The sequence below is a fragment of the Kitasatospora sp. NPDC088783 genome (genome assembly GCF_044750705.1).
GTDB classification, from domain to species: Bacteria; Actinomycetota; Actinomycetes; order Streptomycetales; family Streptomycetaceae; genus Kitasatospora; species Kitasatospora fiedleri.
In genome coordinates, this window is the sequence record NZ_JBIVKJ010000002.1 from 383,592 (window position 1) to 405,853 (window position 22,262).

Annotated in this window: 13 protein-coding genes; 6 read left to right on the forward strand and 7 right to left on the reverse strand. The window is 75.2% G+C overall.

Features of this window, described 5'->3' with window-relative positions:
* Window positions 1-265 precede the first annotated feature (265 nt).
* The 5 genes from ACIP60_RS06150 to ACIP60_RS06170 all read left to right on the forward strand — a co-directional run bounded on the left by ACIP60_RS06150 (window position 266) and on the right by ACIP60_RS06170 (window position 10,233).
* Window positions 266-2,299, forward strand: coding sequence for an ASPIC/UnbV domain-containing protein (locus ACIP60_RS06150; RefSeq protein WP_400680575.1), 2,034 nt, complete (start codon window positions 266-268; stop codon window positions 2,297-2,299).
* Window positions 2,296-3,312, forward strand: coding sequence for an enediyne biosynthesis protein (locus ACIP60_RS06155; RefSeq protein ID WP_400680577.1), 1,017 nt, complete (start codon window positions 2,296-2,298; stop codon window positions 3,310-3,312). Before ACIP60_RS06150 ends, ACIP60_RS06155 begins: the two co-directional genes overlap by 4 nt.
* A 71-nt stretch (window positions 3,313-3,383) precedes the next feature.
* Window positions 3,384-9,185, forward strand: coding sequence for a type I polyketide synthase (locus tag ACIP60_RS06160; protein ID WP_400681543.1), 5,802 nt, complete (start codon window positions 3,384-3,386; stop codon window positions 9,183-9,185).
* Window positions 9,182-9,658 (forward strand): thioesterase family protein, encoded by a 477-nt coding sequence (locus tag ACIP60_RS06165; protein ID WP_111552274.1) that lies wholly within the window; start codon window positions 9,182-9,184, stop codon window positions 9,656-9,658. The genes ACIP60_RS06160 and ACIP60_RS06165 overlap by 4 nt, the downstream gene beginning before the upstream one ends.
* Before the next feature lie 5 nt (window positions 9,659-9,663).
* Window positions 9,664-10,233, forward strand: coding sequence for a flavin reductase family protein (locus ACIP60_RS06170; RefSeq protein ID WP_400681544.1), 570 nt, complete (start codon window positions 9,664-9,666; stop codon window positions 10,231-10,233).
* Between the two features lie 588 nt (window positions 10,234-10,821).
* Here the strand turns inward: ACIP60_RS06170 and ACIP60_RS06175 are convergent.
* The 6 genes from ACIP60_RS06175 to ACIP60_RS06200 form a co-directional block, all read right to left on the reverse strand.
* Window positions 10,822-11,304, reverse strand: coding sequence for a hypothetical protein (locus ACIP60_RS06175; protein WP_400680580.1), 483 nt, complete (start codon window positions 11,302-11,304; stop codon window positions 10,822-10,824).
* On the reverse strand, window positions 11,305-11,970 hold the full coding sequence (locus ACIP60_RS06180; protein ID WP_400680581.1) for a hypothetical protein: 666 nt from the start codon (window positions 11,968-11,970) through the stop codon (window positions 11,305-11,307).
* Complete coding sequence (locus tag ACIP60_RS06185; RefSeq protein WP_400680583.1) at window positions 11,967-14,945, reverse strand: ATP-binding protein; 2,979 nt, start codon at window positions 14,943-14,945, stop codon at window positions 11,967-11,969. The genes ACIP60_RS06180 and ACIP60_RS06185 overlap by 4 nt, the downstream gene beginning before the upstream one ends.
* Window positions 14,942-16,924 (reverse strand): hypothetical protein, encoded by a 1,983-nt coding sequence (locus ACIP60_RS06190; RefSeq protein WP_400680586.1) that lies wholly within the window; start codon window positions 16,922-16,924, stop codon window positions 14,942-14,944. Before ACIP60_RS06190 ends, ACIP60_RS06185 begins: the two co-directional genes overlap by 4 nt.
* Before the next feature lie 899 nt (window positions 16,925-17,823).
* A complete protein-coding gene (locus ACIP60_RS06195; protein ID WP_400680588.1) occupies window positions 17,824-19,131 on the reverse strand; it encodes a cytochrome P450 in 1,308 nt (435 codons plus the stop codon).
* A 179-nt stretch (window positions 19,132-19,310) separates the two neighbouring features.
* Window positions 19,311-20,294 (reverse strand): DUF1702 family protein, encoded by a 984-nt coding sequence (locus tag ACIP60_RS06200; RefSeq protein ID WP_400680589.1) that lies wholly within the window; start codon window positions 20,292-20,294, stop codon window positions 19,311-19,313.
* 216 nt (window positions 20,295-20,510) lie between these two features.
* Here ACIP60_RS06200 and ACIP60_RS06205 point away from each other — a divergent pair, with 216 nt between their 5' ends.
* Entirely contained in the window at window positions 20,511-21,482 is a 972-nt protein-coding gene (locus tag ACIP60_RS06205) for a hypothetical protein (protein WP_400680590.1), read from the forward strand.
* A gap of 285 nt (window positions 21,483-21,767) precedes the next feature.
* On the opposite strand, the gene ACIP60_RS06210 is transcribed toward ACIP60_RS06205, so the two are convergent.
* On the reverse strand, window positions 21,768-22,211 hold the full coding sequence (locus tag ACIP60_RS06210) for a MarR family winged helix-turn-helix transcriptional regulator (protein ID WP_400680592.1): 444 nt from the start codon (window positions 22,209-22,211) through the stop codon (window positions 21,768-21,770).
* Window positions 22,212-22,262 lie beyond the last annotated feature (51 nt).

The window sequence follows — 22,262 nt, forward strand, 5'->3', positions numbered from 1 at the left end:
GAAGAGGCCGATCTCAGCCGAGTTTCGCAGCGGGCCGCTGCCGGGTCTTCTCCGAGAATGCTCATTCCGGTACTCCGGGAAATCCCCGCCCCCGTCGCGCCGGACGGCCGGGCCGAACCCCGGCAACGTCAGAGAAGCACGCTTTGACGGCCCGGGACATCCTCAAGTGTCAGGTTCGGCGGCGGGATAGCGGCGGATAGGTAGAGAATTCTTTTGCAGCCGCCCCGGACAGCCGATTCTCCGTCACCCACGGGAGGGAATTGAAATGTCGCCACGACGACGATTCCGCAGACTCGTACCCGGGTTGGTCACCGTATTGGTGGCCGCCTCGATGTTCTTCGTCATCCGGTCCTCGGTGGCGGTCGCCGGTGGTGATGACGCGGCAGCGGCCTACAGGTTCAAGGAACTCCCGATCGCGATGCCGCCGGGCTACGAGTCGCGGCCGATGAACACCATCCGCAAGGTCAATCCGGCGTACGAGAAGATCCGGGCCTGGATCTCCTCGGTCGGCGCCAGCATCGCCATCAACGACGTCACCGGCCACGGCCTGGCCGACGGCATGTGCATCGTCGACACCCGCACCGACTCCGTGGTGGTCACCTGGACCCCGACCGCCCCCGAGGCCGACCGGTTCACCCCGTTCGTGCTCGACGGCAGGCCGCTGCCGATGGACGACACCATGGCGCCCACCGGCTGCACCCCCGGCGACTTCAACGGCGACGGCCGCAACGACTTCCTGGTCACCTACTGGGGCCGCACGCCCGTCCTGTTCATGGCCCGGGCCGACGCCGCCGCACCCGCCGCCGAGTCGTACGCGCCGCGCGAACTGGTCGCCTCGGAGAGCCTGGACGGCCGCTACCACGGCCCGCGCTGGAACACCGACGCCGCGTACGTCGGCGACCTGGACGGCAGCGGGCACCCGTCGATCATCATCGGCAACTACTTCCCCGACTCCGACGTGCTCGACCCGCAGGGCATCCGCAACGTCCAGATGAACGACTCGCTGTCCAGCGCGAAGAACGCCGGCGGCGACCACGTGCTGCGCTTCCACTCCTCGACCGCCGGCGCCGAGCCGGACGCCCGGTTCGTCGAGGAGAAGGACGCCATCGCCTTCGACGCCTCCACCGGCTGGACGCTGGCCATCGCCGGCGCCGACCTGACCGGCGACGCCCTGCCCGAGGTCTACATCGCCAACGACTTCGGCCACGCCCACCTGCTGCACAACGTCTCCACCCCGGGCCGCATCCGGTTCGAGGAGGCCACCGGCGAGCGCACCCCGACCACCCCGAAGTCCTTCGTGCTCGGCAAGGGCTCCTTCAAGGGCATGGGCGTCGACTTCGGCGACGTCGACGGCAACGGCAGCTTCGACATGATGGTCAGCAACATCACCGTCGCCTGGGGCCTGGAGGAGAGCAACTTCCTCTGGATCAACCAGGCCAAGGACCCGGCCGAGATGAAGCGCAAGCTCACCGACCGGGTCGCCCCGTTCACCCAGGAGGCCGCCGACCACGGCGTCGCCTGGACCGGCTGGGGCTGGGACGCCAAGATGGGCGACTTCCGCAACAGCGGGCAGCAGGACATCCTCCAGGCCGACGGCTTCGTCAAGGGGAACATCGACCGCTGGCCCTGGCTGCAGGAGATGGCCATGACCAACGACGACCTGCTCTCCAACCCGAAGCTCTGGCCGAACGTCGGCCCCGGCGACGACCTGGCCGGCGACGAGGCGATGGCCTTCTACGCCCGCACCGACAGCGGCAAGTTCGCCAACATCAGCAAGCAGCTCGGCCTCGACGTGCCGATCCCGACCCGCGGCATCGCCACCGCCGACACCACCGGCACCGGCGCCCTGGACTTCGCCATCGCCCGCCAGTGGGGCCCGCCGGCCTTCTACGCCAACCAGTCCGCGGCCCTCGGCCACGACCTGACCCTGCGCCTGTACCGCCCGGCCACCGACGCCGCGACCGCCGCGACCGCGACCGGCACCGCCGCGACCACCGCGACCGACGCCACCGCCGACCGGGGTCTGGCCACCACCGGCACCCCCGCCTACGGCGCCACCGTCTGCGTCACCACCCCCGACGGCAGGAAGCAGATCGGCCAGCTGGACGGCGGCGGCGGCCACGGCGGCTTCCGCAGCTTCGACGTCCGCTTCGGCCTCGGCACCCAGAGCGGCCCGGTCACCGTCGACCTCGCCTGGCGCGACAACGGCGGCGGCCTGCACACCGAGACCCGGCAGCTCACCCCCGGGAGCCACACCCTCATGCTGACCGACGACATCCAGGAGGTGGCGGCCCGATGACCGCGACCGACATCTCCGGCGTGGCCACCCGCGCCGTGCGCCCCCCCGCCGCCAAGAAGCAGCCCAACCGCGACCCGCGCTACCTCGCCCTGCGCAACTTCGCCCTCTCGATGAGCGTCTTCAACATCTTCGGCTACACCCTGCTGGGCTTCGAACAGCCCTGGCTCTGGCCGCTGATCTGCGCCCCGTTCGGCTACGTGGTCGAGATCGTGCTGGAGCTGATCAGCGCCTGGGCGCAGCAGCGCACCCCGCGCTTCCGCGGCAACGGACTGCGCGGCCTGTACGAGTTCCTGCTGCCCTCGCACATCACCGCGCTCGCCGCGAACATGCTGCTCTACGCCAACGACCGGCTGCTGCCGATCCTGCTCGCCGTGTTCATCGGCGTCGCCGCCAAGCACGTCCTCCAGGCCCCCGTGTACGGCCGGATGCGGCACTTCATGAACCCGTCGAACTTCGGCATCACCATGGCGCTGGTGCTGTTCGGCTCCTGGATCAGCATCGCCCCGCCGTACGAGTTCACCGAGAACGCCAACACCTTCTTCCGGATCGGCATCCCGCTGATCATCACCACCGCCGGCACCGTCATCAACGCCATGCTCACCAAGCGCGTCCCGCTGATCGTCGGCTGGCTCGGCGGCTTCGTCATCCAGGCCCTGCTGCGGCACTGGATCTGGGACGTGGCGATCTTCTCCGCGCTCGGCCCGATGAGCGGCGTCGCCTTCGTCCTCTACACCAACTACATGATCACCGACCCGGGCACCACCCCGTCCAAGGGCCGCAACCAGTTCATGTTCGGCGCCTCGGTGGCCATGGTCTACGGCGTGCTGATGCTCTTCAACGTCGTCTACACGCTGTTCTTCGCCACCACCATCGTCTGCGGCCTGCGCGGCGCCGGCTGGTGGGTGGCGCACTTCCGGAACAGGCGCAAGCAGGGGGGCGGGCCGGTCGAGGTCCCCTCCGGCCAGTCGGGCGCGCCCGAGCGGCCCATGGGCAACGAGGCGGTGGCGGCGTGAGCGACAGCGCAGGACGACCGGCCCGGGACGGCGGACAGCCGACCGGCCGGGGACGGATCGCGGTGGTCGGCATGGCCTGCCGCTACCCCGACGCGGACAGCCCCGAACAGCTCTGGCAGAACGTGCTCGCCGGCCGCCGGGCCTTCCGCCGACTGCCCGACGTGCGGATGCGCGCCGAGGACTACTACTCGCCCGACCCCGCCGCGCCCGACCGCTTCTACAGCGCCAAGGCCGCCGTCATCGAGGGCTTCGAGTTCGACCGGGTCCGCCACCGCGTCGCGGGCAGCACCTTCCGCGCCACCGACATGACCCACTGGCTCGCCCTGGACACCGCCGCCCGCGCCCTGGAGGACGCCGGCTTCCCGTTCGGCGAGGGCCTGGCCGACGCCAACACCGGCGTCGTCATCGGCAACACCCTCACCGGAGAGTTCAGCCGCGCCAACCTGATGCGCCTGCGCTGGCCCTACGTGCGCCGCACCGTCGGCGCCGCGCTGCGCGAACAGGGCTGGGGCGACACCGAGCTGGGCGCCTTCCTGGACGGCCTGGAGGGCCGCTACAAGAGCGCCTTCCCGCCGATCGGCGAGGACACCCTGGCCGGCGGCCTGGCCAACACCATCGCCGGCCGGATCTGCAACCACTTCGACTTCAAGGGCGGCGGCTTCACCGTCGACGGCGCCTGCTCCTCCTCGCTGCTGTCCGTCTCCACCGCCTGCGACGCCCTGCTCGACGGCCGGATGGACGTCGCCGTGGCCGGCGGCGTCGACCTCAGCATCGACCCGTTCGAGGTGATCGGCTTCGCCAAGACCGGCGCGCTCGCCACCGCCGAGATGCGGGTCTACGACAAGGGCTCCAACGGCTTCTGGCCCGGCGAGGGCTGCGGCATGGTCGTCCTGATGCGCGACGAGGACGCCCGCGCCCAGGGCCGGTTCCGCTACGCCACCATCCCCGGCTGGGGCTACTCCTCCGACGGCCGGGGCGGCATCACCCGGCCCGAGGCCAGCGGCCACCGGCTCGCCCTGGCCCGCGCCTACCGGGCGGCCGGCTTCGGCATCGAGACGGTCGGCTACTTCGAGGGCCACGGCACCGGCACCGCCGTCGGCGACGCCACCGAGCTGCGCGCCTTCTCCGAGGCCCGCCGGGCCGCCGGCGCCGCCGCGCCCGCCGCGCTCAGCACCGTCAAGGGCAACTTCGGGCACACCAAGGCCGCCGCCGGCGTCGCCGGACTGCTCAAGGCGATCCTGGCGGTCCGCCACCAGGTCATCCCGCCCGCCACCAGCCACGTCGACCCGCACCCCGAACTCACCGGCCCCGCCCCGGCGCTGCGCGTCCCCGACCGGGCCGAACTGTGGCCCGCGGACGCGCCGATCCGGGCCGGGATCTCCTCGATGGGCTTCGGCGGCATCAACGCGCACGTCGTCGTCGAACACGCCGACGGCGTCCGGCGCACCGCCGTGCCCGCCGTCGCCCACCGGCTGGTCGCCTCCCGGCAGGACGCCGAACTTCTCCTGCTGGACGGCGCCGACCCGGCCGAACTGCACGCCAAGGCGACCCGGCTGGCCGCGTTCGCCGCCCAGCTGTCGTACGCCGAACTCGGCGACCTGGCCGCCGCCCTGCAGCGCGACCTGGCCGACCGGCCGCTGCGCGCCGCCGTGCTGGCCGACTCGCCCGAACAGGCCGCCCAGCGGTTCACCGCGCTGGCCCAACTGCTCGACTCCGGGGCCCGCTCGCTGCTCGGCCCCGCCCAGGGCGTCTTCCTCGGCAGCGCCGGCCGGGCCCCCCGGATCGGCTTCCTCTTCCCCGGCCAGGGCGCCGGCCGGCGCGGCGACGGCGGAGCGCTGCGCCGCCGCTTCACCGCCGTCCGCGACCTGTACGCGCGCCTCGACCTGCCCGCCGACGGCGACCAGGTCGCCACCGACGTCGCCCAGCCCCGGATCGTCGCCGCCTCGGTGGCCGGCCTGCGGGTGCTGGACCTGCTGGGCGTCGAGGCCGCCCTCGCCACCGGCCACAGCCTCGGCGAACTCACCGCCCTGCACTGGGCGGGCGCCATGGACGAGGACACCGTGCTGCGCGCCGCCGCCGCCCGCGGCCGGATCATGGCCGCCGCCGGCGACGGCGGCGGCACCATGGCCGCCCTGGCCACCACCCCCGCCCTCGCCGAGGCGCTGATCGTCGGCGAACCGGTCGTCGTCGCGGGCCTCAACAGCCCCACCCAGACCGTGGTCTCCGGACCCGTCGACGCCGTGGACCGGGTCTGCGCGCTGGCCGCCCGGCAGGGCATCGGCGTCGGCCGGGTCAACGTCTCGCACGCCTTCCACTCCCCGGCCGTCGCCCCGGCCGCCGCCGGACTCGCCGAACACCTCGCCGGGGAGCGCTTCGGCCCGGTCGGCCCCGGCCTGGTCTCCACCGTCACCGGCGCGCCGCTGCCCGCCGACACCGACGTGGTGGACCTGCTCACCCGCCAGGTCGTCCAGCCGGTGCGCTTCACCGACGCGCTGCGCGCCATGGACGGGCAGGTCGACCTGCTGATCGAGGTCGGCCCCGGCCAGATCCTGCGGACGCTGGCCGCCGAGGTGCTGCCCGCCGTGCCCGCGGTCGCCACCGAGGCCGACGCGCTCTCGCTGACCGGGCTGCTCGCCACCGTCGCCACCGCCTGGACGATGGGCGCGCCGGTCCGCCACGAGCGGCTGTTCGCCGACCGGTTCACCCGGCCGCTGCCGCTCGACAAGGAGTTCCGGTTCTTCGCCAGCCCCTGCGAGACGGGCGGCGAGGACTTCGTCCTGGAGCACGCCGGAGTGACCCCCGCCACCGCCGCCGCGCCCCGGCCGGCCGCCGCCGCGGTGCCCGCCGCCGGGGAGGCCACCAGCCTGGAGGTGCTGATCCGGCTCGCCGCCGAGCGCGCCGAACTGCCCGCCGAGACGGTCGACCCGGCCGCCAACCCGCTCGACGAACTGCACCTCAGCTCCATCACCGTCGGCCAGATCATGAACCAGGCCGCCCAGGAACTGGGCATCTCCGCCCCCATGGTCACCACCGCGTTCGCCACCTCCACGCTCAGCCAACTCGCCGACCTGCTGGACGAGTTGGCCCAGCAGTCGCCGCAGGACACCCGCCCCGGCGCCGCCGCCGGCGTCGCCCCCTGGGTGCGGCCCTTCCGGATCGACCTCACCGAGACCCCGCCGCCCGCCCCCGCCGCCGGACCCGGCGGCCACTGGGAGGTCTTCGCCACCGACCGGCACCCGCTGGCCGGACCGCTCGCCGAGCGGCTCACCGCCACCGCCCCCGGCGGCGGCGTCCTGCTCGCCCTGCCCCGCGACTGCGACCAGCGCCACCTCGGCCTGATGCTCGCCGCCGCCCGCGCCGCCCTCGACCCGGCCCGCCGCGCGGCCGGCACCCGGTTCGTCGCCGTCGGCGACCGCCGCGGCGCCGCCGGCCTCGCCAAGACGCTCCACCTGGAGGCCCCCGACATCCCGGTCACCGTCGTCACCCTGCCCCTGGACGAGGACCTGCCCGCCCCGGCCGCCGAGCGGGCCGCCGCCCGGATCGCCGCCGACACCGCCGCCACCACCGGCTTCAGCGAGGTCCACTACGACGCCGACGGCACCCGCCGGGTCCCCGTGCTGCGCCCCGTCCCGCTCGAACCCGACCCCGGACGGCAGGCCCTCGGCCCGCGGGACGTCCTGCTGGTCACCGGCGGCGGCAAGGGCATCACCGCCGAGTGCGCCCTCGCCCTGGCCGGCGGCAACGGCGCCGCGATCGGCCTGATCGGCCGCTCCGACCCCGCCCGGGACACCGAACTCGCCGACAACCTGGCCCGGATGGCGGCCGCCGGCATGCGGGTGCACTACGCCCGCGCCGACGTCACCTCCGCCGACCAGGTCAAGGCCGCCGTCACCGAGATCACCCGCGAACTCGGCCCCGTCACCGGCCTGCTGCACGGCGCCGGACGCAACGAACCGCAGTCGCTGGCCACCCTCGACGAGGACTCCTTCCGGCGCACCCTCGCCACCAAGATCGACGGCGTGGAGGCCGTCCTGGCCGCCGTCGACACCGCCGCGCTGCGCCTGTTCGTCACCTTCGGCAGCATCATCGGCCGGGCCGGCCTGCGCGGCGAGGCCGACTACGCCACCGCCAACGACTGGCTCACCGACCTCACCCTCCGCTTCCAGCAGGACCACCCGCACTGCCGCTGCCTGGCCCTGGAGTGGTCGGTCTGGTCCGGCTCCGGCATGGGCGAGCGGCTCGGCGTCCTGGAGGCGCTGGTCCGCGAGGGCATCGAACCGATCCCCACCGAGGACGGCGTCGCCCTGCTCGGCCGCCTGCTCGCCACCCCCGGCACCGACACCGCCCTGGTGGTGATGGGCCGCGCCGGCGGCCTGCCCACCCTCACCCTCGAACAGCGCGAACTGCCGCTGCTGCGCTTCCTGGAGCGCCCGCAGGTCCACTACCCCGGCATCGAACTGGTGGCGGACGCCGAACTCACCGGCGGCGGCGACCGCTACCTGCCCGACCACCTGCTCGACGGCGACCTGCTCTTCCCCGCCGTCCTCGGCATGGAGGCCATGACCCAGGCCGCCACCGCGCTGACCGGCCGCCGGGACACCCCGGTGCTGGAGGACATGGAGTTCCTGCGCCCCATCGTCGTCCCCGTCACCGGCGCCACCACCCTGCGCACCGCCGTCCTCGCCACCGGCCCCGACACCGTCCAGGCGGTGCTGCGCAGCGGCGAGACCGGCTTCCAGGCCGACCACTTCCGGGCCACCCTGCGCTTCGGCGCCGCCCGGCCCGAGGACGAGCCCGCCCCCGTCACCGACGAGGTGCCCCGGGTGCCGCTGACGCCCGCCCAGCTGTACGGGCCGGTGCTGTTCCAGGGCGACCGCTTCCAGCGGCTGCTCGCCTACCGCGACCTCGCCGCCACGCACTGCCTGGCCGAGATCGACGACACCCCGCGCACCGACTGGTTCGCCGGCTACCACCCCGGCGAACTGCTGCTCGCCGACCCCGGCACCCGCGACGCGCTGATGCACTCCATCCAGGCGTGCGTCCCCGACGCCACCCTGCTGCCGGTCAGCGTCGAACGCCTGCACCTGGCCGAGGCCGCCGCCGCCCGCACCGGACGGCTGCTCTTCCTCGACGCCCGCGAGCGCTCCCGCGACGGCGACAGCTACCTGTACGACCTGGACGTCCGCGACGCGGCGGGCTCCCCGGTCGAGCAGTGGGAGGGCCTGCTGCTGCGGGCCGTCCGCAAGCAGGACGGCTCCGGCCCGTGGCTGCCCGCGCTGCTCGGCCCCTTCCTGGAACGGCGGGTCGAGGCGGCGCTCGGCCACCCCGTGCGCTGCGTGGTCCTGCCCGGCGGCGAGGACGCCGACGGCTCCGTCACCGACCGGCGCCGGCGCACCGCCGAGGCCGCCAGCTGGGCCCTGGGCCGGGCCACCGAAGTGCACCACCGCCCCGACGGCCGGCCCGAACTCGCCGACGGGCGGCGGATCTCCTCCTCGCACGCGGCGGGCGTCACCTTCACCGTCGTCGCCGACGCCGGCCGGCCGCTGGCCTGCGACGTCGAACAGGTCGCCGAACGGACCGCCGAACAGTGGGCGGGCCTGCTCGGCCCCGACGCCGAACGGCTGGCCCACCTGCTGGCCACCGAGCGCGGCGAGCCGCTGAGCACCGCCGCGACCCGGGTCTGGGGCGCGGTGGAGACCCTGCGCAAGGCCGGCCACGCGGTGGCCGCGCTCAGCCTCGCGGACGGCTCCGGCCTGCCGCCCGGCTGGGTGGCCCTCCGGGGCGGCGCGCACCGGATCGTGAGCTTCGTGACGGCCCTGGACGGCGCCGCCGACCCGGTGGCCTTCACCGTCCTGACGGGAGGCGCCCGGTGACCGGGCCGGACCACTACGAGTACCGCCACCTGGTGGGCTTCGAGGAGACCAACCTGGTCGGCAACGTCTACTACGTCAACTACCTGCGCTGGCAGGGACGTTGCCGGGAGATGTTCCTGCTGGAGAAGGCCCCCGAGGTGCTCGCCGACATCCGCGCCGACCTCAAGCTGTTCACCCTCAAGGTGGACTGCGAGTTCTTCGCCGAGATCACCGCCTTCGACGAGCTGTCCATCCGGATGCGCCTCGCCGACCTCACCCAGACCCAGGTCGCCTTCACCTTCGACTACGTCAAGCTCGGCCCCGACGGCACCGAGTACCTGGTCGCCCGCGGGCAGCAGCGGGTCGCCTGCATGCGCGGCCCCAACACCGACACCCGCCCGACCCGGGTGCCCGAGCCGCTGCGGCTCGCCCTGGAGCCCTACGCCGTCCCCGCGACGGCACCCTCCCTGACCGGCACCACCACCGTGGGGTGATCGCGATGTCCTCCTACCCGCCCGCCTCCGCACCGCTGCCCGGCTCGCTCGACCTGCCCCCGCTGCCCGCGGAGGCGCCCGAGGCCGACGTCCACGACCCCCGGGCGCTGCGCGGGGTGCTGGGACGCTTCGCCACCGGGGTGACCGTGCTGACCGCCGGGCGCGAGACGCCGTGCGGCATGACGGCCAACTCCTTCACCTCCGTCTCGCTGGAACCGGCGCAGGTGCTGGTGTGCGTGGTGAAGTCGGCCGCGGTCCACGCGGCCGTGCTGGCCGAGGGGGCGTTCGCGGTCTCGGTGCTCGCCCGCGACCAGGAGTGGCTGGCCCGGCACTTCGCCGACCGCCGACGCCCGCGCGGCGCCCGGGAGTTCGACGGGATCGGCCACACCCGCGGCCGCCACACCGGGGCGCCCGTGCTGGACCACGCCCAGGCGTGGCTGGAGTGCCGCCTCGCCGACGCCCACGAGGGGGGTGACCACACCATCTTCGTCGGCACCGTCCTGGGCGCGGGCCGCTCCACCGGCGGCGACCCGCTGCTCTACCACGGCGGCGCCTTCGCCCGCCTCGCCGGCTGACACCGCGCCACCTCCCCACCGACGCCCGGCCGGACCCTCCCGGCCGGGCGTCCGGCGTGCCCGCCCTCTCCTGCCCGGAGGCGGAGTGCACCACCGCCCGAAGCACGAGCCCGCAGGTGCCCACCAACGACGAGGCGTGCGAAGACCCGCGGACGCGGACGCACGACGGTGATCTCCGCGGACACACCGGGCGGACCCACCGGCCGCAGAGACCACCACCCGTCGATCGCACCGGGCAGTGGATCCGTGACCCGGCACTTTCCGAGGGTGGAGAACCGCTGGTGCGTGCGGTCCGGCGGTCGGCACGATCGCGGGACCACGACGCCTCCGGCAGCCTGTTCGGCGTCCGCGACCCCGCCAACTTCGCACCGTCGGCCGCAGGCCGGGGACTGCCCGAGCGCCCGGACCCGGGCTGCGGCGCCGGGAGGCCGGTGGGCCGGTGGGCCGGGCGGGGAGCGGGGGCCGGTGGGGGTGGCGATGCGGTCGCTCGCCGAGGTGCACGGCGGTGCGAACGTCCGGCTGGTGGTCCGGTTCGGCTGACCGGCGCGGACCGGCCCCGCCCGCCGGACGGCGGACGGGGCCCCGGGCTCACTTCCCGGGCACCACCCAGTCTCCCCAGGCGTCCCGGTCCTCGGCATCCACCGTGGTGTCGGGGGGGAACTCGTGGACCCCCCGGGCGGGGAGGTGGGCGGCGAGGAGCAGGCCCAACTCCTGTACCAGGAGGGTCGGCGCCTGGGGGCTGGCCTGTACCAGACGTTCGAACAGGACCTTCGCTTCGGCCTGTTGGCGCCGGTCGTCGCGGTGCCGGAGCCAGACGTCGAGCAGGACGGGGTACCCGTCGTAGGCGTTGACCTCCTCCGGTGACGGGTCCTTCTCGGCGAACACGTTGTGCTCGACGTGGCACCTGACCTCGACCTCGGCCCCGGCGGAGGAGCTGCTGAGCACGAGCGAGATCCGCTCCGGGGAGGAGTGCTCCGGGTCCACCGAGGCGCCGACGGCGCGGGCGATCTCCAGGGCGGCTTCGGCGAGCGGACGGTCGTCGGCGACGAACACCAAGTCCTGCTGGGACATTCAGGAACGCCTTTCGTACGAGACGATCTCGTCGTCTCCGAGAATGATGTGCACTGCCTTCGCTATCCGGGTCGCGGGCTTCTCCGGATCGTCCGATCGCTGCCCGGCGGCCCGGCGGTACGCCCGGTCGGCCTCCTCCCTGGTGATGGAGCTCTCGCGGACGTCCACCACCACCTCGCCGTCCGCTTCGGCCACCTGCTTGCTGCCGAGCCGGATCTCCTGCTTCAGGGCGTTCTGATTGCCGGTGACGGTCTTGAACTCCGTGACGACACCGGGCTCGTCGGGTCCCTTGCGGACCACCGTGTCGGGGTTCTTGCCCTCGGCGCCGTGGTCGGCCGGGCGGGCGTCGACCCGAGCGCCCCGCTCGGCCAGCAGTTCGGCGATCGCCAGTTCCTTGGGGAGGAAGGCCCCGTCCGGGTCCCGGACTTCCGGCCGGAATCCGCTGCCCAACGGGCGCAGGTCGAAGGCCGGGTCGAAGTCCTCCTCCGGGGCCTCGTCGGGGGCCGTCAACTCCAGGTCGAGGGCGGGTGGTTCGTCCTCCGGTTCCGGTTCGGGGGAGTGGTCCAGCTCGGCCTCGTAGCGGGCGGCCGGCTGTTCGGGGACGGCCGGGGCGGGGTCGGGGGTGTCCGGGTCGTCGGTGTGCGGCCGTGCGGTGTCCACGCTCATGCTCCGGCCCTCCTGGTGGAGTGGGGTGCGGTGGTGGTGCGGGCGGCGGCCTCGGGGTGGAGCCGGGCGATCGGCCAGGGGCGGGGCAGGCCGAGGAAGGCGATCGCGCGGCGCAGCCGGGTGACCGGGTCGGGGGAGACGTCGAGCAGGGCGGCGGCCCGGTCGGCGGCGGGTGGGTCGGACCGGCCGGTGACGAGGGTGGGCGGGGGCAGGTGGTTGTCGGGGTGGCGGCGGAAGGCGTCGAGCTGCTCGACGGTGTCCGCGCCCGGCAGGTCGAGGCCGCGGGCCCGCCAGGCGGCGGTGTCGGGGTGCGGCCGGCCGTCCGGCGGGTGTGCGGTGAGCGCGCGGTGCACGTCGACCCAGCGGAACCGGCCGGCCTGCCAGTGGGTCTCGCGGCCGTCGCAGGGCGGGGGAGCCCCGGGGGCGGCGAGTTGGCGCAGCGCCACTTCGGCGAGGTGGGCGGCCAGCTCGCCGGGCTGGTAGTGGACGGCCAGGCCGGGGCGGTCGGCCAGCGCCTCGGTGATCCGGTGGCCGACCGCGCACTCCAGGGTGCGGGGGTCGGCAGGGGCGGCCAGCGCGGCGAGCCAGCCCGGTTCGGGGGCGGGCGCCGGCTCGCCGGTGAGGTGGGCGAGCACCAGCACCTCGACCCACAGGACCAGCCGGGGCTGTTCGGCCAGCCGGGCGGCGGCGCCGATCTCCCGCAGGGTGCACGGCCGGGCCCGGCACCTGCTGCCGCAGACCGGTTCGCGCGGCTGCACCGGCGGGAGGCGGTCGGCACCGACCGGACTCTCGGCGGCCTCGCGCAGCGGCAGCGAGAGCAGCACCGGCCGGTCCATGCCGTCGGTGAAGACCGCCGCCCGGCCGGGCGGGAGGGCGACCAGTTGGCGGGACTGGTCCTCCGTCAGGTTCATCGTGCTGCCGACGGCGGCCCGGTCGTCCTGGGCGGGCAGCCTGTGGACGATCTTCACGGCCGAGTTCTTCAGCACATCGGGGATGATCTTCGAGGGGATCTGCTCGGCCACCACGATGCCCTCGCCGTAGGCGCGGACCTCGGCGAGCAGACCGGCGAACAGTTCGACCGCGTGGGCGGCCGGGGTGCCGGGCGCCGCGTTGCGCAGCAGCCGGTGGGCCTCCTCGATCACGGTGACGTGCCGGAGGGCGACCGGGCCGGTGGTGGCGCGGCGGCGCAGGTGCTCGGTGATCCGGAGCAGGACGGCGCCGATCAGGAAGGCCTTGTCCTGGTCGCTGCCGATGTCCTCCAGCTCCAGCACCACGTTGCGCCGTAGCAGGGCGGGCAGGTCGAGCGGGTGGCCGCCCTCGAAGAACCGGCCGGGGGTGCCGAGCCGGAGCGAGTTGAGCCGGACGTCGATGAAGCCGCGCACGTTGTCGGTGGTCTCCCGGCCGTAGCCGATCTCCTCGACCACCTGGAGCGCCGCCCGGCGCAGGTCGCCCAGGCCCGGGTGGCGTGGCGCCGGGCCCGGGGCGAGCGGCTCGCCGAGCGCGACGTCCCAGCCGGCCTCCCGGTAACACCTGGTCAGGGCTTGGGCCAGGACCTGGGGGAACGGCTCGACCGCGTCGAACGAGGCCAGGAAGAGGGCCCGCACCAGGTCGACGTGGGTCTGCAACGGGAAGCCGGGCGCGGGCTCCAGCGGATTGAGGCAGCCGGGCACGGCGTCCGGATCGCCGGGGCGGATCACCAGCACCCCGCCGTGTCCGGCCAGCCGGCCGGCCATCCCGGCGTATTCCGACTTGGCGGGTTCGACCACCAGCCAGGGCACCGGTTCGGGGAGCCGGGAGAGGCCCTCCAGCAGGGTCCTGACGGTCTGTGACTTGCCCGCGCCGGTCGCCCCGCAGACGAAGGCGTGCCGGTTGAGCGAGGCCAGCGGGACGGGCAGCGCGGCGGTGGGGGAGCCGTACCGGTCCAGCACCCGGCCGAGCGGGAGGGCGGGGCCGTCGGCGGCGGGCTCCGGGGTGACGTCGAAACCGGGCGCCTCGACCAGCCGGACGCCGGGCACCTCGGTCTCCGGCACCCGGACCAGCTCGGCCAGCAGCTCGGCCCCGGCCGGGAACGGCACCCGGTGCCCGCCGTCACCCCAGAGGTCCGAGGGGCCGTCAACAGCCCTTGGTGGCAGGGTGGGTGGTGGCGCGGCGGCCGACGGAGCCGGTGGCGGGGCCGGTGCTCCGGCAGGTGCGGGGCGGTCGAGGGCGAGGGCGGTGGCCAGGCCGGGCACCGGTGGCAGCGGGGCCAGGGCGTGCGGGGTGGCGTCGAGGTCGTGCCCGGCCACCAGCAGGCTGGCCACGGTGGCCGCCGAGGCGGCGTCGGTGCCGCCCGCCAGCAGCCGGACCCGCCAGAGCCCGGTGGAGCGGGCCGCCCGGACCTCGCGGTGCAGCCAGGCGTACCGGTCGGCCCGCAACTGGTACTCCGGTGAGCCGCCCCGGCTCCGGGCGTCCCGTTCGGCGGCGGCCAACCGGGCCGCCTCGGCGTCGAGTTCGTCCGGTCCGAGCGGGTGGGCCAGCAGCAGCCGGGCGAACGGGCCGGGCCAGCAACCGGGCAGCGAGAGCTCCGGTCCGCCGGTCGGCCCGGCAGTGGTCTGCGGCAGGCCGGGCGGCGGCGGAGCCGGGAGGTCGACGGCGGCGGTGAGCGGAACCCACCACGGGAAGGCGGCCAACTCGGCGGCGAGCCGGTCCCGTTCGGTGGTCCCGCCGCGGGTTCCGGGCAGGAACGGGAACCCGCCCGGAGCCCCGGCCACCACCCGCACCGGCCCGTCCGGCCGGAGCCGGTACCACCCGGTGAGCAGCGGCCGCCCGCCGGAGGCCAGTGCCCGGTGGTACGCGGCGACCAGCGCGGCCCGGGCCGAGGGGAGGGGCGGTCCGGCCGGACCGGAGGGCCGCAGCACCTCCTCGATCCAGTACGGCCGTTCGGGCCAGTCGGCGGTGGGCGGGGCGAGCGGCGGCGCGGGCACGGCGGTGGTCATCCGGTACCGTCCCGTCCGGCCTGCCCGTCAGGCCGGCACCGTGCGGCGGCCGCGAGGGGGTGCGGTACGGACGGTGGTGCGTCCAGGTAGACGGTGTCGTCGGCCGGGTCCAGAGCGGCGGCCGGGCCGGTGCGGGCGAGTGCGGCGGTGCGGGCGGCCCGGAGTAGGGCGATGCCCGGGTTGACCTCCACCGCGCCGACCCAGCGGCGCCCCGCGCCGTGGCCGGCCAGCACCATGGCGTAGTCCGGCAAGCGTTGCAGCACGCCCGGCTCGACGGTGTGCTCGTGCACCCGCTGTCCGGTCCGCGTGGTGCTCCAACTGGTGCCGTCCGCCTGGCCCAGCGTGCTGCCCCAGGTGCGGGAGACGTTCCAGGCGTGGGTGTCCGAGCGGCTCCAGGAGGCGCTGCCGGGCGGGCCGCCGGAGCGGGACCGGGAGGTGGTCAGTCCGCCGCCGTCCGAGCCGCCGTCGGTGACCGTCGTGCTGTGGGTCTCGCTGCCGCCCAGGGTCTCGGTCAGCTGGGAGAGTTCGATCCGGTGCTCGCGGCCGATGAAGTCGGCGGCCCGGGCGGCCTCCTCGTGGTTGCCCAGCCGCATGAAGGCGACCGGACCGGCGCCGAGCAGCCCGGCCGACACCTCGCGCAGGTGGCGGAACATCACCACCAGCCGGACCCCGCGCCGTTCGCACAGGTCGGTCAGCCGCTCCAGGTGCCGGGCGGCCAGGCCGTCCGCCCCGGCCACGATCAGGGTGGCCGACTCCGCCGGGCCGCCCGCCACCCGCCGGGCCGCCCAGGCGACCACCAGGTCGGCCAGGAAGTCGGCCGAGCCGCTGTGCCACTCGGTGGAGAGCGCCACGCAGCGCAGCGCCGCCGGGGCGCGCGGTGTGCGCCGGGTGCCCAGCGGACCCAGCGCGTGCGCCAGCGCCTCGATCCGGCGCAGGCCGTCGGCCGCCCCGGCCCGGTAGTCGGCGGAGAACAACTCGTCGGCCAGGAAGGCGCGTTCGGCGGCGCTCAGGGCGTCGGATCCGGCCGGGTCGGCCGGTCCGGCGGGCTCGCCCAGCAGCACCCGCAGACCGGCCGCGATCCGGGCCATCGACAGTCCGCCGACGGCCAGCACCTCGCAGACGGCGGTCAACAGCCGGGTGTCGGTGGCCCGTTCGGCCCGGCCGGCCTCGGCGCCGCCGCCGTGCAGCGACTCGACGAACACCTCCACCAGAGCGGGCACCGCCAGCCCGGTCAGCAGGTCGCTCCCGGCCAGCTCGGCCGGGAGCAGCTGGACGTCCACGGTGAGCCCCGATTCGGCCGCGCCCCGGGCGAGTTCGCGCACCACCAGTTCACCGGACAGGTCCAGGACGGTGGCCGGTCCCCGGCCGGCCAGGGTGGAGCAGCCGAAAACGGTCAGGAACGCCTCCCACCCCCAGAGGTTCCCGCCGACCACGTCGATCCGGCGCCAGCTCTCCGGTACTTTTGCGGGCCGCCATTCCTCGACGGTGGAAAGCCTTTCCCGTTCTGCGAGTTCGTGTGCGTCACGGCGGTGTTGCCAGGCGTCCCGGGCGGTCCGCAGCCGCTGCCGGTGCACCCGGCGGCGCCAGGCCCGGAAGGCGCGGAGCAGGGCCCGGTGGGCGGCCAGCAGCAGGCACCAGAGCGCCCCGGCGGCCAGGCCGACCACCGCGGCGCCGCCGAACAGGGCGGCGGGCTCCAGCGGGCCGCCGGTCCGGAGGGTGTGCCAGGCACTGAGCGGGAGCCCGGCGGCGGTGCCCAGGACGGTGGCTCCGGCGGTCTGTAACAGGATGTCGAACGTCCGTTTCCACGGCGGGAGTTGGACGCCTTCCGGGATGTCCGGCGCGGTGCCGGACCGGTCCGGCGGGGCGGGCTCGGGGTCCGGGAAGGGGCGGCGCAGCCGGCTCAGGTCGGTGAACGTCCAGCCCAGCCGCTCGCCGGGCGTGAACAGCTCCCGCCAGGGCGCGCCCTGAAGATCCGTCACCCGCAGTCCCCTCCCCCCGGTACCGCCGGGCACACGTGCCGGAAGGACCTCGGCAAGCGGTACCCACAGCCACTCCGGCGAAAACCGCCGGAATCGGCGAACGGCAAAACGGTAGACCGGTGATCGACTTCCGTGCGGCCTTGCCGGGCGCATTCTGCCGTCGCCGGAAGCGAGTCACCCGGAAGGATTTCATCCCCCCCTGAGTTATCGCACGACCGTGCCCGCACGCGCCAGGGCGCACGTACGGACGTACGGATGCGCCGGGGGCGGATCCGAGCGCCCCCGGGGACCGGGCGGGACGGTGACGGGGGGACGGCCAGGATCCGTGGCACCGTCCTCGCTGCCGCCGGCCCCGCTGCCACCGCCCCGTTCCGGGCCGCCGCGCCGGGCGTCCGTTGAGGTTCCCGCGCCGGCCGGTCGTCGGCACCGTGCTGTACGCGCTGGTCAGCGGAGGTGCGTGGAGGTCGGCGCCGCGCGCCCCGAAGGCATCCCTTGCCCTTGCCCACCCCGCCGAACGGCGATGGCCTTTCCTCCCCCGCCGACACGGCCCGAAAGACCGGGGCCCGCACCGCCGGCAGCGCAGCCGGACGTTCGGGGCCGTGGGCCGGCAGGTCGGTGCCCCCGGGGAAGTACTGCCGCAGCAGGCCGCCCCGGGCAGAGCCGCGCAGCGGACCTTCGCGCGGCAGCCCGCGCTCCCCGGGACGGAACCTGCGCGCGGCTGCGGCCCGGTGCGCCGCGTCGGGGCGTCCCGGGTGCCCGTGGTTCACGTCCGGATCGATCTTCCTGCCGCCCAGGTCCTCGCCACTCCCCCGAATCGTGGGTGTGGCGAGGACCGCCGGACCCCGGGAGCGGTCCGGGCCCTTCGCGGTACGGGCGTACGGGCGTACGGGGTGCGGGGGTCAGTCGCGCGGGCGGACGGTCATCGGGAGGCCGCCCTTGACGCGCAGGGTCAGCATCGGTTCGGCCCGCACCCGGTGGCCGGGCGGGACGGCCAGGTGCAGGCGGCGCAGCAGGACGGCCAGCACCACGGTGGCCTCCAGCATGCCCAGGCTGCTGCCCACGCAGACCCGCGGCCCGGCGCCGAACGGCACGTAGGCGTAGCGGTGGCGGCCCGCCGAGCGGCCCCGGGCGAAGCGCTCGGGGTCGAAGCGCTCCGGCTCGTCCCAGAACTCCGGGTGCCGGTGCAGGGTGTAGGGGCAGAGCACGACGTCGGCGCCGGCCGGCACCCGGAAGCCGCCGACCTCGTCCTCGGCGAGCGCCTTGCGGGGCAGCAGCCAGACCGCCGGGTACAGCCGCATCACCTCCTGGAGGACCATCGAGGTGTAGGTCAGCCGGTGCAGGTCGTCCAGGGTCGGCAGCCGGTCGCCGAGCACCTCGTCCAGCTCGGCGCGGACCCGGTCGCCGACCTCCGGGTGCCGGTCGAGCAGGTACAGGCTCCAGCTGAGGGTGCTGGCGGTGGTGTCGTGCCCGGCCAGCAGCAGGGTGACCAGCTCGTCGCGCATCCGGGCCCGCCGGGCCGCCGGGTCGCCCTCGTCCGCGGTGGCGTCGATCAGCCGGGACAGCACGTCGTCCCGGGTGCCGTCGGAGGCGGGCCGGCGGCGGCGCTCGTCGGCGAGCGCGGCGACGATCCGGTCCAGCTCGGCGCGGGCCCGGCGGAACCTGAGCTGGAGCGGCAGCGGCACCCAGGAGGGCACCGAACTCAGGCTCATCATCTCGAAGATGGCCTGGTCCTGGACCACCTCGAACGCCTCGCCGATCGACGCGTGCGCCCCCAGGTCGGCGTCCAGCAGGGCGCGGCCGAGCACCCCGAGGGTGAGCGAGGTCATCTCCTGCCGGACGTCCACCGGGCCCGGGCCCGCCGTCCGGCGCAGGCGCTCGGCGAGCAGCGCCGCCTCCTCGGCGATCACGTCGACCTGCCGGTTGATCCGGCGGGCCTGGAACACCGGCTGGATCACCTTGCGCTGGGCCCGCCAGCGCTCGCCCTCGCTGGTCAGCAGCCCGTCGCCGAGGGCGCGCCGGGCGTGCACCAGGCCGATGCCCTTGTGGTAGTTGGCGCTGTTGTCGGTGAGCACCCGGCGGACGTGGTCCGGGTGGTTGAAGAAGTAGAGCGTCTTCGGGCCGAGCGGCAGGCGCACCGCGTCGCCGTAGGCCGCCGCCGCCCCGGTCATCACCGCCAGCCGGTCGGCCGCCATCCGGGCCAGCAGCAACGGCGTGGCGACCCGCGACGGTCCCGGTGGCCGCCGGGACCCGCCCCGCCGCGGCCGGACGACGGCGGGACCGGCGAGCGGGGCGGGCGGGGAGGGTGTGGCGGGCGTGGCGGGCGTGGCGGCGGGCGAGTCGGGGGGGACAGGGGGGACAGGGGTGGCCGGGACGGGCTCGGGGGCGCTCACCGGTGGGCTCCGGCGGCGAGGTCGGCGATCCGGTCGGCGATCTCCTGCCGCCACACCTCGTACGCGGGGACCGGGCCGTCGACCGCCGGCCGCGGCCGGGCCCGGGTGCACACCCCGGCGGCCTGCTGCGGGGTGAGCCCGCAGAGCACCGCGGTGGCGGCTTCGGCGTGCTCGGTGAGCAGGCCGGACTCGATCCGGGCGGTGGCGGCGAAGGCCGCGCCCTGGGCGAGTTGGGGCCGGTGCGGGCCGGCCCGGTCGAGCAGCAGGCGCAGTTCGGCGTCGGTGGCCCCGGCCGCGTAGCAGGCGGCCAGCCCGACCCCGGCCCACAGGTCGGCGTGCCGGTCGGCCTGGTAGCCGTCGACCAGGTCGGCGACCACGGCCGGGTCGGTGCCGCCGATGAACCACAGGGCCCGGCCGACGCCCTGGTCGATGGCGTGCCCCGCGTAGCGCCGGGTCCCGTCGCCGGGCCACGGGAAGTCGCTCTCCCGGTGGTGCTGGTGCACGTACCGCGCGGTGCGGAAGTACGCCTGGTGGAAGCCGTACCCGTCCAGGGCGAGCCAGCGCAGCAGCGGGTCGGGGGGCGCGATCGAGGCCCAGCGGAAGCGGGGCAGCCGGGCCATCGCCCAGCCGACCCCGACGTGCACCATGTAGTCGTGCGGCGCGCCGTGGCCGGCCAGGAACCGGGCGACCCGGTCGTTGCCGGGCAGCGGCAGGCCGTCCAGCATGGCCAGGCCCATCGCCGCGCCCTCGTAGGCGAAGCCCCGGTAGCGCACCGGTATCCGTTCCAGCCGCTCGTGCGCCTCGTCCTGGTCGCGCGCCTCGACGGCGATCGCGTAGCCGTCGAGGAAGGTCCCGCCGACGGTCTCCAGGTTGGTCCGCGCCGCGTCGTCCTTGAGGTGGAAACCCCTGGTGGACAACTTCGTCTCGTTGTGACTCGGTGTCAACAGGCGTCGTCGGACCGCCCGCCAGCCTCCGCTCATCACTGCCTCCCGCCCGCCGCGCGCCCGGATGGCCGCAGCTCTCCGGTTACATGCTCGGGACCCCGGCGGCGCGGGGCTTCTCCCACCGTGCCGATGCCGGGCAACCCGGAAGTAGTCACCCGACCGGTCCGATCCACGACACTCTGTGACGCCCCGCGCGCCACCCGTTCCCGACACCCTTCGGGAGCGGCCCTCCGTGAGCCGAGGAGACCCCACGTGACCGAGACCATCACGGGCCGGACGGTGAAGGCGCCGCCGCGCGCCACCTCGCTGTTCGTCAACGGCCTGTTCCCGCGCCGCCGCGCCCTGGTCGTCCTGCTGGGCCTACTGGGCGGGCTGCTGCTCGCCTACGCCTGGTCCTCGAAACTGGCCGACGACGAGATCGGCTTCACCACCGCCAACCACCTGCTGGGCCACGACGCCCGGTCCACCCCGCTGAGCGGCGTCGCCGCCGGGGTCCTGTTCGCCTTCGTCTCCGGCCTGGCCGGCTCGTTCACGGCCTGCAACGTGGCGGTGTTCGGCGCGGTCGGCCCGCTGGTCGGCCAGATGAGCCTGACCCGCCGTCAGCGGCTGGGGCACGCGCTGCGCCCGCTGGGCTGGCTGGCGGCCGGGATGCTGCCGGTCTCCGCCGGGTACGGGGTGCTGGTCGGCCTGTACGGCACCCACCTGCCGCAGTTCTCCACCGCGTCCGCGCCCGGGACGCTCTCGCCGCGCATCCTCCAGGCGATGATCGTGTTCGGCGTGATCGGCCTGGCCATGCTGGTGATCGGGCTGGCCGCGGCCGGGGTGCTGCCCGACCCGCTGGCGGGGGTGGCCCGCCGGTTCCCGAACGCCCCGCTGGTGCTGGTCGGCGCGCTGGTCGGCGGCTTCCTGATCGGCCGCCCCTACCCGCTGTTCCGCAACCTGTTCCGGCACGCGGCGCAGGAGCACGACCCGCTGTACGGGGCGGTGGCGTTCGCGCTCCAGTCGATCGGCAACGTCCTGGTGATGGCGCTGCTGTTCCTGCTGCTCTCCTTCGCGCTGGGCACGCCCGTGCAGCGCTGGCTGGCCACCAAGCCGGGCCGGGCGGCGACGCTGACCGCGACCGCGTTCCTGGTGGCGGGCGCGTTCACGGTCGTGTACTGGGACGTCCGGCTGCTCGGCAACCTCGGCTACCTGTGGTGGCCCAAGGCGCCCTGGAACGCGTAGGCCGTTCCGTTCGGATCGGCTGACCGCCCGGTCCGGGGTGCCGTCGACCGGTGCCCGGTGCCCGGTGCCCGGTGGACGCGGACCGAGCCGTCGTCGTCGGACCGGACGCCTCGTCGGACCGGACGCCTCGGTGGTCCGGGCCGTGGAAGGGTGCCCGCCACCGGCTGCGGAGGCGGGCGCCCGACGGCACCGGGCGCGCGCGTATCCCCATCGCCCGGCTTGCTTCTACCGCGACGCCCGCAGGCGGCGGTTCCGGCCGGGCGAAGGGCCGGGTGGAGAGAGGGCCTATGCCTCGTGCACCCGGGTCAGGAGCTCCATCAGCTGTCGGCGTTCCGCCGCGCTGAGCGGTGCCAGCAGTTCGGCGTTGGCCTGCTCCGCCAGGCGTGCGCACCGCTCCAGGGTCCGGGTGCCCGCCGGCGTCACCGTCACCGCGTTCTTGCGGCGGTCCCGCGGATCGGGTGCGCGCCGGGCCAGCCCGGCCTCCTCCAGGTGGTTGAGCAGGAGGACCACGTCCTTCGCGTCGAAGCCCAGTCGGCGCACCAGGTCCGCCTGGGCGACGGGCCCGTACTCGGACACTGCCGCGAGCACGGCGTGATGGGGCGGTTTCAGCCCTTCCGCGGCGATCGCCTCGGCGACCAGGCTCCGGCCGCGCGCCGCGACCCGGCCGGCCAGCCAGCTCGGCAGGGACTGGATCCGAGCCAGGGCGCCCTGGCCCTCGGTGCAAGTCATGGGAGCAGGCTATCCCGAAATCGTTGGACTTCCCCATGACCTGCCCCTAGG

Coding starts and splice junctions, on each gene's coding strand:
- ACIP60_RS06185 (WP_400680583.1), bottom strand. CDS start 14,945: ATGACCACCGCCGTGCCCGCGCCGCCGCTCGCCCCGCCCACCGCCGAC.
- ACIP60_RS06200 (WP_400680589.1), bottom strand. CDS start 20,294: ATGAGCGGAGGCTGGCGGGCGGTCCGACGACGCCTGTTGACACCGAGT.
- ACIP60_RS06175 (WP_400680580.1), bottom strand. CDS start 11,304: ATGTCCCAGCAGGACTTGGTGTTCGTCGCCGACGACCGTCCGCTCGCC.
- ACIP60_RS06180 (WP_400680581.1), bottom strand. CDS start 11,970: ATGAGCGTGGACACCGCACGGCCGCACACCGACGACCCGGACACCCCC.
- ACIP60_RS06155 (WP_400680577.1), top strand. CDS start 2,296: ATGACCGCGACCGACATCTCCGGCGTGGCCACCCGCGCCGTGCGCCCC.
- ACIP60_RS06170 (WP_400681544.1), top strand. CDS start 9,664: ATGTCCTCCTACCCGCCCGCCTCCGCACCGCTGCCCGGCTCGCTCGAC.
- ACIP60_RS06160 (WP_400681543.1), top strand. CDS start 3,384: ATGGCCTGCCGCTACCCCGACGCGGACAGCCCCGAACAGCTCTGGCAG.
- ACIP60_RS06150 (WP_400680575.1), top strand. CDS start 266: ATGTCGCCACGACGACGATTCCGCAGACTCGTACCCGGGTTGGTCACC.
- ACIP60_RS06210 (WP_400680592.1), bottom strand. CDS start 22,211: ATGACTTGCACCGAGGGCCAGGGCGCCCTGGCTCGGATCCAGTCCCTG.